This is a genomic window from Kineococcus halophytocola (assembly GCF_041276425.1).
Taxonomy (GTDB): Bacteria; Actinomycetota; Actinomycetes; order Actinomycetales; family Kineococcaceae; genus Kineococcus; species Kineococcus halophytocola.
In genome coordinates this window covers 27,244-43,121 of record NZ_JBGFTU010000004.1, presented here as the reverse complement: position 1 = coordinate 43,121, position 15,878 = coordinate 27,244, and the positions used below count along the sequence as shown (strand labels likewise).

Annotated in this window: 12 protein-coding genes; 5 read left to right on the top strand and 7 right to left on the bottom strand. The window is 73.8% G+C overall.

Annotated features, from left to right (window positions below; genetic code table 11):
- Window positions 1–109: 109 nt before the first annotated feature.
- Both glnA and AB2L27_RS04295 read left to right on the top strand, forming a co-directional pair.
- Window positions 110–1,534: a type I glutamate--ammonia ligase gene (glnA, locus tag AB2L27_RS04300; RefSeq protein ID WP_370440240.1), complete on the top strand. Its 1,425-nt coding sequence runs from the start codon at window positions 110–112 to the stop codon at window positions 1,532–1,534.
- Between the two features lie 149 nt (window positions 1,535–1,683).
- Window positions 1,684–2,538: an NADase-type glycan-binding domain-containing protein gene (locus AB2L27_RS04295; protein ID WP_370440239.1), complete on the top strand. Its 855-nt coding sequence runs from the start codon at window positions 1,684–1,686 to the stop codon at window positions 2,536–2,538.
- Here the strand turns inward: AB2L27_RS04295 and AB2L27_RS04290 are convergent.
- The 3 genes from AB2L27_RS04290 to AB2L27_RS04280 all read right to left on the bottom strand — a co-directional run bounded on the left by AB2L27_RS04290 (window position 2,535) and on the right by AB2L27_RS04280 (window position 4,815).
- On the bottom strand, window positions 2,535–3,293 hold the full coding sequence (locus tag AB2L27_RS04290; protein ID WP_370440238.1) for an SDR family NAD(P)-dependent oxidoreductase: 759 nt from the start codon (window positions 3,291–3,293) through the stop codon (window positions 2,535–2,537). The two genes, AB2L27_RS04295 and AB2L27_RS04290, sit on opposite strands and share 4 nt — an antisense overlap.
- Window positions 3,294–3,325: 32 nt before the next feature.
- A complete protein-coding gene (locus AB2L27_RS04285) occupies window positions 3,326–4,348 on the bottom strand; it encodes an acetamidase/formamidase family protein (RefSeq protein ID WP_370440237.1) in 1,023 nt (340 codons plus the stop codon).
- Window positions 4,349–4,431: 83 nt separating this feature from the next.
- Window positions 4,432–4,815, bottom strand: a complete 384-nt coding sequence (locus tag AB2L27_RS04280) for a PLDc N-terminal domain-containing protein (RefSeq protein ID WP_370440236.1) — start codon at window positions 4,813–4,815, stop codon at window positions 4,432–4,434.
- Window positions 4,816–5,011: 196 nt separating this feature from the next.
- Between AB2L27_RS04280 and fgd the strand changes: the two genes are divergently transcribed.
- Window positions 5,012–6,028, top strand: coding sequence for a glucose-6-phosphate dehydrogenase (coenzyme-F420) (fgd, locus tag AB2L27_RS04275; protein WP_370440235.1), 1,017 nt, complete (start codon window positions 5,012–5,014; stop codon window positions 6,026–6,028).
- Window positions 6,029–6,037: 9 nt separating this feature from the next.
- Here the strand turns inward: fgd and AB2L27_RS04270 are convergent, their stop codons facing one another.
- The 3 genes from AB2L27_RS04270 to AB2L27_RS04260 all read right to left on the bottom strand — a co-directional run bounded on the left by AB2L27_RS04270 (window position 6,038) and on the right by AB2L27_RS04260 (window position 11,751).
- Window positions 6,038–9,175: a bifunctional [glutamine synthetase] adenylyltransferase/[glutamine synthetase]-adenylyl-L-tyrosine phosphorylase gene (locus tag AB2L27_RS04270; RefSeq protein WP_370440234.1), complete on the bottom strand. Its 3,138-nt coding sequence runs from the start codon at window positions 9,173–9,175 to the stop codon at window positions 6,038–6,040.
- Between the two features lie 49 nt (window positions 9,176–9,224).
- A complete protein-coding gene (locus tag AB2L27_RS04265; protein ID WP_370440233.1) occupies window positions 9,225–10,568 on the bottom strand; it encodes a glutamine synthetase family protein in 1,344 nt (447 codons plus the stop codon).
- Between the two features lie 229 nt (window positions 10,569–10,797).
- On the bottom strand, window positions 10,798–11,751 hold the full coding sequence (locus AB2L27_RS04260; RefSeq protein ID WP_370440232.1) for a hypothetical protein: 954 nt from the start codon (window positions 11,749–11,751) through the stop codon (window positions 10,798–10,800).
- A gap of 289 nt (window positions 11,752–12,040) precedes the next feature.
- Here AB2L27_RS04260 and AB2L27_RS04255 point away from each other — a divergent pair, with 289 nt between their 5' ends.
- Window positions 12,041–13,810 (top strand): NAD+ synthase, encoded by a 1,770-nt coding sequence (locus tag AB2L27_RS04255; protein ID WP_370440231.1) that lies wholly within the window; start codon window positions 12,041–12,043, stop codon window positions 13,808–13,810.
- 1 nt (window position 13,811) lies between these two features.
- Window positions 13,812–14,645, top strand: coding sequence for a 3-methyl-2-oxobutanoate hydroxymethyltransferase (panB, locus tag AB2L27_RS04250; protein WP_370440230.1), 834 nt, complete (start codon window positions 13,812–13,814; stop codon window positions 14,643–14,645).
- Between the two features lie 5 nt (window positions 14,646–14,650).
- On the opposite strand, the gene AB2L27_RS04245 is transcribed toward panB, so the two are convergent.
- On the bottom strand, window positions 14,651–15,835 hold the full coding sequence (locus tag AB2L27_RS04245; protein WP_370440229.1) for an ROK family protein: 1,185 nt from the start codon (window positions 15,833–15,835) through the stop codon (window positions 14,651–14,653).
- Window positions 15,836–15,878: the final 43 nt, after the last annotated feature.

Below are 15,878 nucleotides of genomic sequence, written 5' to 3'. Positions count from 1 at the left end.
CGGTAAGGTTGAGGAAACGCCGCCGTAACACGTGCGAAACATCGCGCCTCTACGGTCGGCGCGTCCGCGGCGGCTCGACACCCGGGCCGGTTCCGTTCCTGGAGGTTGGATGTTCAGCAACGCCCAAGAGGTCATCGACTTCATCGCGCGCGAAGACGTGAAGTTCGTCGACATCCGGTTCTGCGACCTGCCCGGTGTCATGCAGCACTTCACCGTCCCCGCGAGCACGGTGGACGTCGACGCCCTGTCCGAGGGCCAGATGTTCGACGGGTCCTCGATCCGCGGCTTCCAGGCCATCCACGAGTCGGACATGAAGCTCATCGCGGACCCGACGTCGGCCTTCATCGACCCGTTCCGCAAGGAGAAGACCCTCGTCATCAACCACTCGATCGTGGACCCGTTCACGAACGAGGCGTACAGCCGCGACCCGCGCAACATCGCGGCCAAGGCCGAGGCGTACCTGAAGACGACCGGCATCGCCGACACCGTGTTCTTCGGCCCCGAGGCCGAGTTCTACATCTTCGACGACGTGCGGTTCGAGACGAACCAGCGCGAGTCGTACTACCACATCGACTCCATCGAGGCGGCGTGGAACACCGGCCGCAAGGAGGAGGGCGGGAACCTCGGGTACAAGACCCGCTACAAGGGCGGGTACTTCCCGGTGGCCCCGATCGACCACTTCTCCGACCTGCGCGACGAGATGGTCGTGGAGCTGGAGAAGGCCGGGCTGTCCGTCGAGCGCGCGCACCACGAGGTGGGCACCGCCGGCCAGGCCGAGATCAACTACAAGTTCGACACCCTGAAGAACGCCGGCGACCAGCTGCTGCTCTTCAAGTACATCATCAAGAACGTGGCGCTGCGCAACGGTCACACCGTGACCTTCATGCCCAAGCCGCTGTTCGGCGACAACGGCTCGGGCATGCACTGCCACCAGTCGCTGTGGAAGGACGGCGAGCCGCTCTTCTACGACGAGAAGGGCTACGGCGGCCTGTCCGACCTCGCCCGCTGGTACATCGGCGGCCTGCTGCACCACGCGCCGTCGCTGCTGGCGTTCACGAACCCGACGGTGAACTCCTTCCACCGCCTGGTCCCCGGGTTCGAGGCCCCCGTGAACCTCGTCTACTCGGCCCGCAACCGCTCGGCCTGCATCCGCATCCCGATCACCGGGAGCTCCCCGAAGGCCAAGCGCATCGAGTTCCGCGTGCCGGACCCGTCGGCGAACCCGTACCTGGCGTTCGCGGCCCAGCTCATGGCCGGCCTGGACGGCATCAAGAACCGCATCGAGCCGGCCGACCCGGTCGACAAGGACCTCTACGAGCTCCCGCCCGAGGAGCACGCGAACATCAAGACGGTCCCCTACGACCTGGGCTCGGTGCTCGACGCGCTCGAAGCCGACCACGACTACCTCCTCGAGGGCGGCGTGTTCACGTCCGACCTCATCGAGACGTGGATCGACTACAAGCGCACCAACGAGATCGACCCGATCCGGCTGCGTCCGCACCCGCACGAGTTCGAGCTCTACTACGACATCTGAGCCGACCGCTCGGCACGTCGCCCGGAACCCCCGTCCCCGCTGGGACGGGGGTTCCGTCGTCTCCCGGGACCGGCGGCCGGGTACCTTGTGCACCTGCCGGCGGCGCGACGTCGCCGCGCGCTGCGACACGACCCGAGGACGGGGGCCACGTGCCGACGACCACCACCTGCTCCAGCTGCCGCGCCGCGATGCGCGCGGGGGACCGGTTCTGCTGGACGTGCGGGACGCCGCGCGGGTCCGCCGACCGCCTGGAGGTCGTCGGTCCCCCGGCCGCACAAGGGCGCCGGCGCCGGGCCGGTGGTCCCGTGCTCGCCGGGGTCGCGGCCCTCGCGGTGGTCGCGGTGGGGTTCTCCTCCTGGTACCTCACGCGGCCGGACGACGACGCCGCCGCGCAGACGCCGGCCCCCGCTCTGGCGGTGTCCGCCTCCCCCACCACCACTCCCGCCGCCACCCCCGCCGTCACCCCGGGGACGGCGAGCGCGGCCCCGACGCCCACGGCTCCGGATCCGACCCCGGCCTTCCCCACGGGTTCCGTCGTGCCGGTCCGGGCCAGCGCGCCGAGCACGGCACCGGATAACACCGACGCGGGCGGGCGCACGACGACCTACGCGGTCTCCCACGTGCTCGACGGGGACCCCGCCACGGCGTGGCGGGCCGAGGGCGACGCGAGCGGGGACACCCTCGTCTTCACCTTCGAGGGCCCCGTCCGGCTCACCGGGGTGGGTCTGGTCAACGGGTTCGCGAAGGTCGACCCGGTCGACGGCACGGACCGCTACGAGCAGGGCCGGCGCATCACAGCCGTGACGTGGACGTTCCGGACGGCGGAGGGCCCGGTGCGGGTGCGGCAGGACCTGCGCGACGGGGACCGCGGGATGCAGACCACGACCGTCGCCCCCGTCGAGGTCAGCGAGGTGGGCCTGACGATCGACCGCACGACCCGGCCGGGGGCCGGCCGCGGGTTCGACCGCACGGCGATCAGCGACGTGGTGTTCGTGAACTCCTAGAGCTGGATCCCGCGGGTCAGCGCGCCGTCGACCACGAGGTTCGTCCCGGTGACGAAGCCGGCCGCGGGGCTGGCCAGGAACACCACCGGCCGGGCGACCTCCTCGGGGGTGGCCATCCGGCCCGTCGGGTTCAGCGCGAGGGCCTGGGCGAAGAACTCCGGGTCGTTGCGCTCGGTGAGCTGCCACACCCCGCCCTCGAAGTACGTGTTCCCCGGCGAGACGGTGTTCGCGCGGATCCCCTGGGCCGCGAGCTGGTGCGCCAGGCCCTGCGTGTAGGCGACGAGGGCGGCCTTGACGGTGCCGTAGGGCCCGGCGAACGCGTCGACCTCGCGGCCCGAGACGCTGCCGATCGTCACGATCGACCCCGCCCCGGCGCGGCGCAGGTGCGGCAGGGCGGCGTCGACGAGGGCGACGGTGCCCATGAGGTCGACGTCGATCGACAGGCGCCAGGACTCCAGGTCGTCGGCGGCGGCGATGGCGCTGACGTTCGCGACGACGACGTCGATCCCGCCGAGCTCGGCGGCCACCTCCTCGACCCAGGCCGTCACGTCCTCGCGCCGGGCGACGTCGACGACGCTGCCCCGCAGGGTCCCGGGCCCCGTCGCGGACGCCACGAGGGCGTCGACGTCGGCGGCCGTGCGCGCGCAGGTGGCGACGTCGGCGCCCTCGGCGAGGAACTCCGCGACGATCGCGCGGCCGATGCCGCGGGTCCCCCCGGTCACGAGGACGCGGGCACCGTCGAGCTGCAGGTCCATCGGGAACTCCTCTCCTCGGTTCGCGGCCGGGCTCAGCGCACCAGGGCGCGGAGCCGGTCGTGGATCCCGTCGTAGGCGGGCCGGCCCGCGGGCACGAGCCGCTTCGGGACCTTCGTGGCGACGCTGTAGTTCACGTCGACGGCGTTGGCCAGCGGCACCTGGCTGACCTGGGACAGCACCTGGTAGGCGTCGAGGGTGTCCAGGCCGGTGAGCTCGCCGATCCAGCTCACGGCGTCGACCTGCCCGGCGCGCCAGGCGTCCTCCAGCGGCCGGGCCGACCCGACGACCGTCCAGTGCGTGTCGCTCTCCAGCCGCGGCCAGGCCGGTCCCGGGGTCTTCAGCAGGTCCACGAGCACCAGGGAGTTCATCGCCCCCTCCACGGCGGTGCCGCAGGACTCCCCCTCGCCCTGGCGGAAGTGCCCGTCCCCGAGGGAGAACAGCGCACCCTCGACGTTGACGCGCAGGTACACCGTCGTCCCGGCGCGCAGCTCCGGGGTGTCCATGTTGCCGCCGAACACGTCCGGGACGAGGGCCGAGCGGACCTCACCGGCCGCCGGTGCGACGCCCACCGTCCCGAGCATGGGTTCCAGCGGCAGGTCGAGGTGGACGTGTCCGGACTCCAGCGGCAGGTCGAGACCGACGGTGCCGCGGGCGGAGTCGAGGTGGTAGATCCAGGTGCGTTCGGGCAGCGGGGGTTGCAGCGTCGCGGTGCGGTCGGTGGAGGTCAGGCCGCCGAAGAACGGGATGAGCGCCGAGGCGCCCCAGTCCCGGGCCGGTTCGAGGTCGACGACGTGCAGGACGAGCGTGTCACCGGGTTCGGCCCCCTCGACGAAGAACGGACCCGTCTGCGGGTTGACGAACGGCATCCGCAGGGCGGTGCCCGGCAGGTCGGTCACCGACCGCAGGCGGCCGCAGAACGCGTCGTCGCTCCACAGCTTCAGCGCCGTGCCGGGGCGGACGCGCGCGAGGGGCGCCGTGCCGCCGAAGGTCCACGCGTACTGCTCGGGCGTCGGGGTGAACTCGACGACCTCGACGGCGGGGTCCAGGGATCGCACGGGGCTCCTCGGGGACGGTGACGCGATGGACGGTGATCACGTGTCCCGTCCTTCTACCCCACGAACCGCCGGCGGGGAAGACCTCAGGTCCGCGGCGCCTCCCCCGGCGTCTCGTTGCGCGCACGGGCCCGGCGCACGGCGGCGTCGAACTCCGCGTCGACGCGGGCTTGCTCCTCGGCCACCCGCCGGTCGACCCGGCCGCGTTCGGCCCCGGCCCAGCCGGCGGGCCGCTCGTGCTCGGGGAACCCGGGCGTGGCCGAGTACCAGACCTCCGGCCGGTGCGTCACGCGCTGCGGCCGCCCCGCCACGAGCCAGGCGATGCCGCCGACGACGGGCAGCACGACGACGAGCAGCACCCACACGAGCTTGGGCAGGTTCCGGACGCGGTCTGCCGGGGTCTGGACGCAGTCGACGAGGCAGAAGACGAGCAGGGCCAGCTCGACGACGACGGGCAGGTAACGGATCACGGGTTCCTCGGTGGGTCGGCTGGGCGGGCGCGGAGGACGCTAGTGGCCCCCCACCGCGCGCGGGGCCCGTTCCGGACATCCGGGACCGGGTGCGGAGTGCCCAGGGAGGTCCGGACCACCCGGACGGCCGTCCGTGGGACGGCGACGTAGGTTGGGCGCCACAGCCCGTGGTGGGTCCGTCGAGGAAGGTGGAGTCGTGAGCGTCGACACGCACGGTCAGCCGTTGAAGCTGGGCTACAAGGCGTCCGCGGAGCAGTTCGCGCCCGGGGAGCTGGCCGACGTCGCCGTCCAGGCCGAGGAGCAGGGCCTGGACTCGGTGTGGATCTCCGACCACTTCCAGCCCTGGCGGCACGTCGACGGGCACGCCCCCTCGGCCCTGACCTGGCTGCCGTGGGTGGCGGCCAAGACCTCTCGCGTCCAGCTCGGCACCTCGGTCCTGACCCCCACCCTGCGCTACAACCCCGCCGTCATCGCCCAGGCCTTCGCCACCCTCGGCGTCCTGGCCCCGGGCCGGGCCATCCTGGGGGTGGGCACCGGTGAGGCGTTGAACGAGACGGCCGTGGGTGTGGACTTCCCCGAGACCCGCGAACGGTTCGCGCGGCTGCGCGAGGCCGTGCGCCTCATCAAGACGCTGTGGGCCGAGGAGCGGGTGACGTTCGAGGGCGAGTACTACCGCCTGCACGACGCGACGGTCTACGACCGTCCCGAGCAGCCCGTGCCGATCTACGTCGCCGCCGGCGGCCCGGGGGTGACGAAGTACGCCGGCCGGGCCGGGGACGGGTACATCTGCACCTCCGGCAAGGGCATGGACCTGTACTCCCAGACGCTGCTGCCCGCCCTGCGCGAGGGCCTGGAGGCGTCGGGGCGCACCGAGCAGCAGATCGACAAGACCATCGAGATCAAGCTCTCCTTCGACGAGGACCCGGCGGCCGCGCTGGAGAACACCCGGTTCTGGGCGCCGCTGTCGTTGTCGGCCGAGCAGAAGTCCCAGGTCCACGACCCCGTGGAGATGGCCCGCCTGGCCGACGAGCTGCCCATCGAGCAGGTCGCGAAGCGGTGGATCGTCGCCTCCGACCCCGAACAGGTCGCGAAGGCCGTGCAGGAGTACGTCGACGCGGGGTTCACCCACCTCGTCTTCCACGCCCCGGGCCACGACCAGTCGCGGTTCCTCACGCAGTTCACCGCCGACGTCGTCCCCCTGCTGCGGGCCTGACCCGCGCGTCTACTCCTCGGTGCGGCCGTAGAAGACGCGTTCGACGACGGCCCGGCAGCGGCGGGTGGTGCGCAGGTACAACTCCTCGAACTCCCGCGAGCTGCCGGGTTCGAAGCCGAACATGCGCGCCACCCCGTCCAGGTCGCGGGCCTGGGTGGGCAGGGAGTCCCCGGACTTGCCCCGCCACAGTGCGACGGCGTTGCGGGCCCGGGAGGCCAGGTCCCAGGCGGTGAGCAGCGTCTGGGCGTCCTCCTCGGCCAGCAGCCCCGCGGCGGCGGCGGCGCGCAGGACCCCCGGGGTGGACAGCGAGCGCAGCCCCTCGTGCTCGGCGGCGTGCTGGAGCTGCAGGAGTTGCGCCGTCCACTCCACGTCCGAGATCGCCCCGCGCCCCAGCTTGAGGTGACGGGCCGGGTCGGCCCCGCGCGGCAGCCGTTCGGCCTCCACGCGGGCCTTGATGCGCCGCACCTCGCGCAGGTCGGCCTCGGCCAGACCACCGGCGGGCCAGCGCAACGGGTCGATCAGGGCGAGGAACCGCTCACCGAGGTCGGCGTCGCCGGCGACGGGACGGGCCCGCAGGAGGGCCTGGGCCTCCCACGACAGCGACCACCGCTCGTAGTACGCGCGGTAGCTGGCCAGCGAGCGCACCAGCGGGCCGTTGCGGCCCTCCGGGCGCAGGTCCGCGTCGACCTCCAGCGCCGGTTCCGGCCCCGCCGCGCCGAGCTGTCGGCGCAGCTCGGAGACGACCTCGGTGGCGGCCTTCTGGGCGTGCGTCTCGTCGGCCCCGGGCAGCGGGTCGTGGACGAACAGGACGTCGGCGTCGCTGCCGTACCCGGTCTCCCCCGCCCCCAGGCGGCCCATGCCCACGACGAGCACCCGCGTGGGCAGGGGCGCCCCGGCCCGGCGCTCGGCGTCGGCCACGACACGGCGCAGCGTGACGTCGAGGACGGCCTGGTCGGCGTCGGCGAGCGCGCGGCCCACCCCGGCCAGGTCCCGCACGCCGACGAGGTCGGCCACGACGGTCCGGAACTGCTCGCGGCGGCGCACCCCGCGCACGGCCAGCACGGCCGCGGCCAGGTCCTCGCGGCGGGCGGCGGCCGCGGCGGCGTCGGCAAGGACCTCGTCGACGTCCTCCGGCGCCAGCCGCTCGTCGTCGGCGAAGACGGACACGGCCTCCGGTGAGCGCATGAGCAGTTCGGTCGGCATCCGCGCCGCGGACAGGACCGAGGCCAGCCGCTCCGCGGCGGCGCCGGCGTCGCGCAGCATCGTCAGGTACCACTGGGTGCCGGCCAGCGCCTCGGAGACCTGGCGGAAGGCGAGCAGCCCCGCATCGGGGTCGGCCCCGTCGGCGAACCAGCCGAGCATGACCGGCAGCAGCGTGCGCTGGATGCTGGCGCGGCGGCTGACCCCGCCCGTCAGGGCCTCCAGGTGGCGCAGCGCACCCGCGGGGTCGCGGTAGCCGAGGGCGGCGAGCCGTTCCCGGGCGGCCTCGGCCGACAGCTGCGCGTCGATGCGCGCGTCGGCGGCGGGCAGCTTGGCGACGGCCGTCAGCAGCGGGCGGTAGAACAGCTTCTCGTGCAGGCGGCGCACGTCGCGCCGGGTGCCGCGCCACACCTCGTCCAGCGCGCTGACCGGGTCCTGGCGCAGGCCCAGGGACCGGCCGAGGCGGCGCAGGTCGTTCTCCGAGGTCGGCAGCACGTGGGTGCGGCGCATCCGGTGGACCTGGATGCGGTGCTCCAGGGAGCGCAGCAACCGGTAGTCGCGGTCGAGCTCGCCGGCGTCGCTGCGGCCGACGTACCCGTAGGCCGCGAGGGAGTCCAGCGCCTCCAGGGTGTTCGCGCTGCGCCGCAGCCGTTCGTCGCTGCGGCCGTGGACCATCTGCAGGAGCTGGATGCTGAACTCGACGTCGCGCAGACCGCCGACGCCGAGCTTGAGCTGGCGGTCGGCCTCCTTGGACGGGATGAGCGACTCCACCCGCCGGCGCATGGCCTGCACCTCACCGACGAAACCCTCCCGGGCGCTGGCCTCCCACACCATGGGCGCGATGGAGGTGAGGTAGTCCCAGCCGAGCCGGGGGTCGCCCGCGACGGGCCGGGCCTTCAGCAGCGCCTGGAACTCCCACGTCTTGGCCCAGCGGCGGTAGTACTCCAGGTGGCTGGCCAGGGTCCGCACGAGCGGGCCGGCCTTGCCCTCCGGGCGCAGCGCCGCGTCGACCTCCCACAACGCGCCCTCACCCGTGGGGGCCGAGCAGATGCGTTGCAGCGCACCGGCGAGCTTGGCGCCGACGGCGAGCGCGTCGTCCTCGGCGGCCCCCTCGGCGGGTTCGACGACGTAGACGACGTCGACGTCGGACAGGTAGTTCAGTTCCCGTCCGCCCGTCTTGCCCATGCCGATGACGGCCAGGCGGCACGCGCGCCAGGACCCCGGCCCGGTCGCCGGGTCGTGGTCGGGCAGTTCCGACCGCGCGACCGCCAGCGCCGCCTCGAGCGCGGCCGCGGCCAGGTCGGCCAGTTCGGCGGCGGTCAGGTCCAGCACCGCGAGGGGGTCGGGGGCGGCGAGGTCCCGGCCGGCGAGCCCGGTCAGGCGGCGGCGGTAGGCGACCCGCAGCGCGTCGACCGGGGTGCGCCCGGACCGGCCCCCGGTGGCGACCGGTTCGGGGTCCTGCGGGTCGGCGCCGACCGCGGTGAGCAGTTCGGCGCGCAGCTCGTCGGGGTCCGGCGGGACGGCCGAGGCCAGCACGGTCCAGTGCCGCGGGTGGCGGACGAGGTGGTCGGCCAGGGCCATCGACCCGGCCAGGACGCCGAGCAGCCGGGCCAGGGTGCCGACGACCTCGGGGGCGTCCCCGCCGCGCAGCAGGTTCAGCGCGGCGGCGACCCCCTCCACCTCCTCCGGCGCGGAGTCCCGGTCCAGGCCCGTGGTGAGGGACTCGGCCCAGCGGACCAGACCCAGCAGCGCCTGGTCGGGGTCGGCCGTGCGGCCCAGGGCGCCCACGAGCCCGGCCGTGCCGTCGGAGAACGCCCCGTCCCCCTCGGCCCGGACCACCCCGTGCAGGGCAGGGTCGCGCAGCAGCTTCAGCGACCGCTCCGGGTCGGCGAACCCGACCCGGACCAGGTGCGCCAGGGCGCTGGACCGACGTCCCCGATCGCTCACGACCACCTCACGACCTCCCTGCCCGCGTGCCCGCCCGGACCCGTGCCCGTCACAGCAGCGGCAGGTACCGCTGGAGCTCGAACGGCGTCACCTGGGCGCGGTAGTCGGCCCACTCCTGGCGCTTGTTGCGCAGGAAGTAGTCGAACACCCCCTCGCCGAGGGTCTCGGCGACCAGTTCGGACCTCTCCATGACGGCCGTGGCGTGCTCCAGGCTCTGCGGCAGCGGTTCGATGCCCATCGAGCGGCGTTCGGCGTCGGTGAGCGACCAGACGTCGTCCTCGGCGCCGTCGGGCAGGTCGTAGCCCTCCTCGATGCCCTTCATCCCCGCCGACAGCAGCAGGGCGAACGCGAGGTAGGGGTTGGCCGCGGAGTCCAGCGCGCGGTACTCGATGCGCACCGACTGCCCCTTGGACGGCTTGTACATCGGCACCCGCACGAGCGCGGAACGGTTGTTGTGGCCCCAGCAGATGTAGCTGGGCGCCTCGCCACCGGCCCACAGCCGCTTGTAGGAGTTCACGAACTGGTTGGTCACCGCGGTGATCTCCGCGGCGTGCCGCAGGATCCCGGCGATGAACTGCCGTCCGGTGCGGGACAGCTGGTACTCCGCGCCCGCCTCGTAGAACGCGTTGGCGTCCCCGTCGAACAGCGACAGATGGGTGTGCATGCCCGACCCCGGTTCCCCGGCCAGGGGTTTGGGCATGAAGCTGGCGTAGACGCCCTGGTCGCGCGCGACCTCCTTGAGGACCGTGCGGAACGTCATGATGTTGTCCGCGGTCGTCAGGGCGTCGGCGTAGCGCAGGTCGATCTCGTTCTGCCCCGGCCCGCCCTCGTGGTGGCTGAACTCCACCGAGATGCCCATGCTCTCCAGCGTGGAGATGGCCGTGCGGCGGAAGTCCGTCGTCGTGCTGCCGGGGTGGTTGTCGAAGTAGCCGACGTAGTCGACCGGTTCGGGCGTCGCCCCCCGTTCCAGCGGGCCCTTGAAGAGGTAGAACTCGATCTCGGGGTGCGTGTAGAACGTGTAGCCCGCCTGCGCGGCCTTGTCGAGCGCACGCTTGAGGACGAACCGCGGGTCCGAGCGCGCCGGCTGCCCGTCGGGGGTGAGGATGTCGCAGAAGATGCGCGCGGTGCCCTGGTGCTCGTCGGTGGTGCGCCACGGCAGCACCTGGAACGTCGACGGCTCGGGCTGGAGCAGCATGTCCGACTCCGACACGCGGGACAGGCCCTCGATGGCCGACCCGTCGAAGCCGATGCCCTCCCCGAAGGCCCCCTCGAGCTCGGCGGGGGCGATCGCCACCGACTTCAACGTCCCGATGACGTCGGTGAACCAGAGCCGGACGAAGCGGATGTCCCGCTCCTCCAGCGTCCGCAGCACGAACTCCTGCTGGCGGTCCATGGCCACCCTTCCGCTCGATCCGTCCGCCGGGCCCGGCGGCCATCCCGGTCATCATCGCGCATCACCACCCCCGCCCCGCCGCACCCCCGTCCCCGCCCTGCGCGCGGGCGGGACACCCATCGGTGTCACCACAGCCGTCGGTCGTGGGGTGAGGCACCGGTGTCCCGTCGACGTCACCGGGACGACCACGAGGGGGCACCCACACCTCACTCCACGACTCCGTGGGCGCTCACACCAGCCGCCGCGCCCGAGCGACGACGGGCGGTCGCGGCCGGCCGCGCAGGCCCAGGTAGGCGCGCTCGACGGCAGCCAGGACGCGGGCCGACTCGGTCCGCAGCGTGCGCGGGGAGAAGGCCATGAGCGGGACGCCCACGGCACCGAGCGCCGTGTCCGTGCGGAGGGTGGACTCCCAGTCGTCCTCGAAGAGGTGGTGCCGGCGCGAATGCACCTGCAGCGCGAGCCCGACCTCCTCCAGGTACCCGTCGGGACTGGGCAGGACCGACCCGTCCAGGGTCGTCAGCACCGGGTTGAGCAGCACCTCGGGCAGGACCCGGCTCCCGGCGAGGCAGTCGGCGAACTCGCTCTCGGGCAGCGACCACGCCCCACCCGAGACCTCCAGGACCGCCGCCCGCACCGCCGCGCTCCCCCGGATCGCCCCTGCCTCGACCTCCGCCGCCAGCTGCTCCACCGTCACCATCCGGCGCTGCACCGCCTCGAAGACCACCGCGCGCACGGCGTCCCCGCGCAGCTGCCGCGCCGCGTCCACCACGGTGCGCGCGGGGGAGGTGAACGCCAGGGGTCCCCTCGACCACGGCCGCGGGTCGGGACGACGCGTCCGGCGCACCGAGACTCCGGGACGTTCGCGGGACTTCGCGCCCCACGGCACGAAGAGGCGCGCCACCCCGTCGTCCGGGACGGACGTCAGGCCGAAGTAGCGAGCCGCGGTGCTCGACCCGATCTGGGCTCCCGCGCCGGCGAAGAGAGCTGCGGCCACGAGACGCTGCGCCGGGTCGATCCGGCCCGTCGCCAGGAGGAAGACGTCCGGGTGCACACCCCGCCAGTGCCGGCCGAGGGCCCAGCGGATCTGGGCGCTGGTCACCCCGGCGCCGTACAGCTGCGCCCGGGTCAGCAGGTTCTGCTGCTCACGGGCGGTGGCGAGCAGGTGGTCGGGGATCGTCGGCACGGACGGAGCCTCGTCGGCGCTCGGCGTCGGCGCTGCAGCAGCGGTCGCAGCTGTGGAGGACACGGTGCGCGCGTGGGCTGTGGGTACCGGTTCGACCAGAGCACCTCGCCCTGGGGAACACGATGGGACATCTGGTGGGTGTTCCGACGCAGTCGCCCCAGCGACGTCGACAGGACACCGACACCTCACTCCACGCCCGAGACCCGTGGTGACACCGATGGGTGTCCCCGCCACGACGCCCGCCAGCACCGCCCCGGCCACCCCCGCCACGGCTCACTACGCTGGCCCCATGCCCCAGCTGCGCGTGGCCATGGCCCAGATCGACACGACCGTCGGCGACCTCGACGGGAACGTCGCGGCGATCCGGGAGTGGACGGCGAGGGCCGCGGCGGACGGGGCGCACCTGGTGCTGTTCCCCGAGACCGCGGTGACGGGGTACCCGGTGGAGGACCTGGCCCTGCGCCGCTCGTTCGTGACGGCCTCGCAGCAGGCGGTGGGGCGGCTGGCCGCGGAGATCGCCGACGACGGCCACGGTGACGTCACGGTCGTCGTGGGGTACGTCGACCAGCACGAGGAGCGGGGGCGGCCGCAGAACTGCGCGGCGGTCCTGCACGGCGGCCGGGTCCTGGGGCGCTACGCCAAGCACCACCTGCCGAACTACGGCGTCTTCGACGAGCACCGCATCTTCACCCCCGGTGACGACCTGCTGGTGGCGCGGGTGCGCGGCATCGACGTGGCCGTCGCGATCTGCGAGGACCTGTGGCAGGACGGCGGGCCCGTGCAGACCGCCGACGAGGCCGGGGCCGGGTTGCTCGCCGTCATCAACGGCTCCCCCTACGAGCGCAACAAGGACGACGTCCGCCTCGACCTCGTGGCCCGCCGCGCCGCGGAGGCCGGCTGCCCCATCGCCTACGTCAACGCCGTGGGCGGGCAGGACGAGCTGGTCTTCGACGGCGACTCCCTCGTCGTGGCCGCCGACGGCACGGTCCTCTCGCGCGGGCCGCAGTTCCGCGAGGCCCTCGTCGTCACCGACCTCGACCTGCCCGCCGCGCAGACCCCGGGCTGGGAGGAGGGTGTGCAGCGCGTCACCGTCAGCGAGGAACCGGTCCCGGCGTTCACGCCGCGCGTCAGCGAGGTCCACGAACCCCTGCCCGACGTCGCCGACGTCCACGCCGCGATCGTGCTGGGCCTGCGGGACTACGTGCGCAAGAACGGGTTCCGTTCGGTCGTCATCGCCGTCTCCGGCGGCATCGACTCCGCGCTCGTCGCGAGCCTGGCCTGCGACGCAATCGGCGCCGAGAACGTCGTCGGCATCTCCCTGCCCTCGGGCTACTCCAGCCAGCACTCCCGCGACGACGCGCAGGACCTGGCGACCCGCTGCGGTTTCGAGTACCGGCAGTACGCCATCGCCCCGATGGTCGACGCGTTCCTGGCGACCGTCCCGCTGCACGGCGTGGCCGAGGAGAACCTGCAGGCCCGCGTGCGCGGGACGACGCTCATGGGCCTGGCCAACCAGGAGGGCCACCTCACCCTGGCCACGAGCAACAAGAGCGAGCTGGCGGTGGGGTACTCGACGCTGTACGGCGACTCCGTCGGCGGGTACGCGCCGCTGAAGGACGTGCCGAAGACGCTGGTGTGGGACCTGTCCCGCTGGCGCAACGCCGAGGCCGCGCGGCGCGGGGAGCAGCCGCCGATCCCGGAGAACACCATCAGTAAACCCCCGTCGGCCGAGCTGCGCCCGGACCAGACCGACCAGGACTCCCTGCCGCCGTACGAGGTGCTCGACGCGATCCTGGAGGACTACGTCGAGGGCGACCGGGGCCGCGCCGACATGCTGGCGGCGGGTTTCGACGGGGCTCTCGTCGACTCCGTCGTGACCCTGGTGGACCGCGCGGAGTGGAAGCGCCGGCAGTTCGCGCCGGGGCCGAAGATCTCCTTCAAGGCGTTCGGCCGGGACCGGCGCCTGCCCATCACGAACCGCTGGCGCGAACCGCAGGCGTCGGGGTCCCTCACCCCGCCCGTCGACGTCAAGACCGACGCGCCCGCGACGGAGGGCTGAGGTGGCGTACGCGACCGAGCAGCCCACGCCCGGGCCCGCGCACCGCCGGCGCACCCGGGTGCACCACCTGCAGCAGTGGAAGGACGCGGGCGAGCGGTGGGCGATGCTCACCAGCTACGACGCGATGACGGCGGCGGTGTTCGACGAGGCGGGCATCCCGGCGCTGCTGGTCGGGGACTCCGCGGCGAACACGGTGTACGGCATGCCCTCGACGCTGCCGGTCACGCTGGACCTGATGGTGCCGCTGGTCCGCGCGGTCGTCGCGGGCGCGCCGCACGCCCTCGTCGTGGCCGACCTGGTGTTCGGTTCCTACGAGGCCTCCGACGAGCAGGCGGTGCACTCGGCGGTCCGGCTCATGAAGGAGGGCGGGGCGCACGCCGTGAAGCTCGAGGGCGGCCTCGCGCGCGCCTCCCGCGTGCGGGCCGTGGTGGAGGCCGGCATCCCCGTCATGGCCCACGTCGGGTTCACCCCGCAGGCCGAGCACGCCCTGGGCGGGTACCGCGTCCAGGGCCGCGGCGACGCCGCCGCCCAGGTGCTGGCGGACGCCAAGGCCGTCGCGGAGGCCGGGGCCTTCGCCGTGGTGCTGGAGATGGTCCCGGCCGACGTGGCCCGGCAGGTGACGTCGACGCTGGCGATCCCCACCGTGGGCATCGGGGCGGGAGCGGGGTGCGACGCGCAGGTCCTCGTGTGGCAGGACTTCGCGGGCCTGTCCGAGCGCACCGGCCGGTTCGTCAGGAAGTTCGCCGACGTCCGCACGACGCTGGCCGAGGCGGCGAGGACGTACGCCGCCGACGTCCGCGACGGCTCGTTCCCGGGCGAGGAGCACTCGTTCTGAGGACGTCAGCCGCGCCCGGGTGAGAGGGCCAGGGCGTCGGCCCGCACCTCGTCCAGCGCGCGGCGCAGCGCGCCGAGCACGACGACGTCGCGGCCCAGGGTCGAGGCCACGACGGGCGGGCGCGGCGGGCCCAGGAACCGCGGCAGCCCCGCTTCGACGCGCTCGACGAGACCGGCGGCGTCCGCGACGCCCCCGGCCAGGACGACCCGGTCGGGGTCGAACAGGCTGACGAGCGTCACGACGACCCGGGTGAGCCGTTCGGCGGCGGTGTCCAGCGACGCCACCGCCGACTCCTCCCCGGCGCCGGCGGCCGCGACGACGTCCTCGGCCGCCCCGGACCCGCCGGCGGCACGGGCCAGATCGCGCAGCACCTTGCCGAACCCGTCGGAGGACCCGACCCCCTCGACCAGGTCGAGGTAGCGCATCTCCCCCACCCCGCCGCGGGCTCCGCGCAGCAACCGGCCGTCCTCCACGACCCCGGCGCCGATGCGCTCCCCGGCCAGCAGCGTCACCTGGTGCCGGGCACCGCCCCCACCGCCGCGCCGGCTCTCGGCCAGCGCCGCGAGGTTGGCGTCGTTGTCGGCCAGGACGCGCCACCCCCTGGCGCGGGCGAGCTCACCGGCCAGATCGGGGTTGACGAACTCCCAGTAGGGGTTCCCGCTGAACTCGGTGGTGCCCGAGGGGCCGACCGGCGCGGGGACCCCCACCGCCGCCGCCAGCACCCGTGGCGCGCCGGCCCGCTCCCAGGCCTCCTCGACCGTCCGCACGACGTCGGCGACCCGGTCGGCCACCGGCACGCGGCCCGGGTCGTGGTCGACCGTGACGGCGACGTCGGCCAGCGCGCGGCCCCGCAGGTCCGCGACGCGCGCGGCGATCCGGTGCTGCCCGGCGTCGACGCCGACGACCGTCCCGGCGAGGGCGTCGAAGGCGTAGCGGCGTGCCGGCCGGCCCTTGACGTAGCCGTCCGCGGCGCGGCCGTTGGCCAGCTCGTGCAGCCAGCCGCGGTCGATGAGCTCACCGCAGACGTCGTGCACGGTCGCCCGCGACAGGCCGGTCGCGGCCATGAGGTCGGTCCCCGTCACGCCGTCCGCGACCTCGGGCAGGTCCCAGACGTGGTGCAGGACGGCGAGGGCGTTGTCGTCCCGCAGCCGCCGCGTCACCGACGGACCCACCGGAGAACCGCTCGTCACCCCTTGACCCTCCCACGTCCGCTCGGCACACTTGATTCAGGGC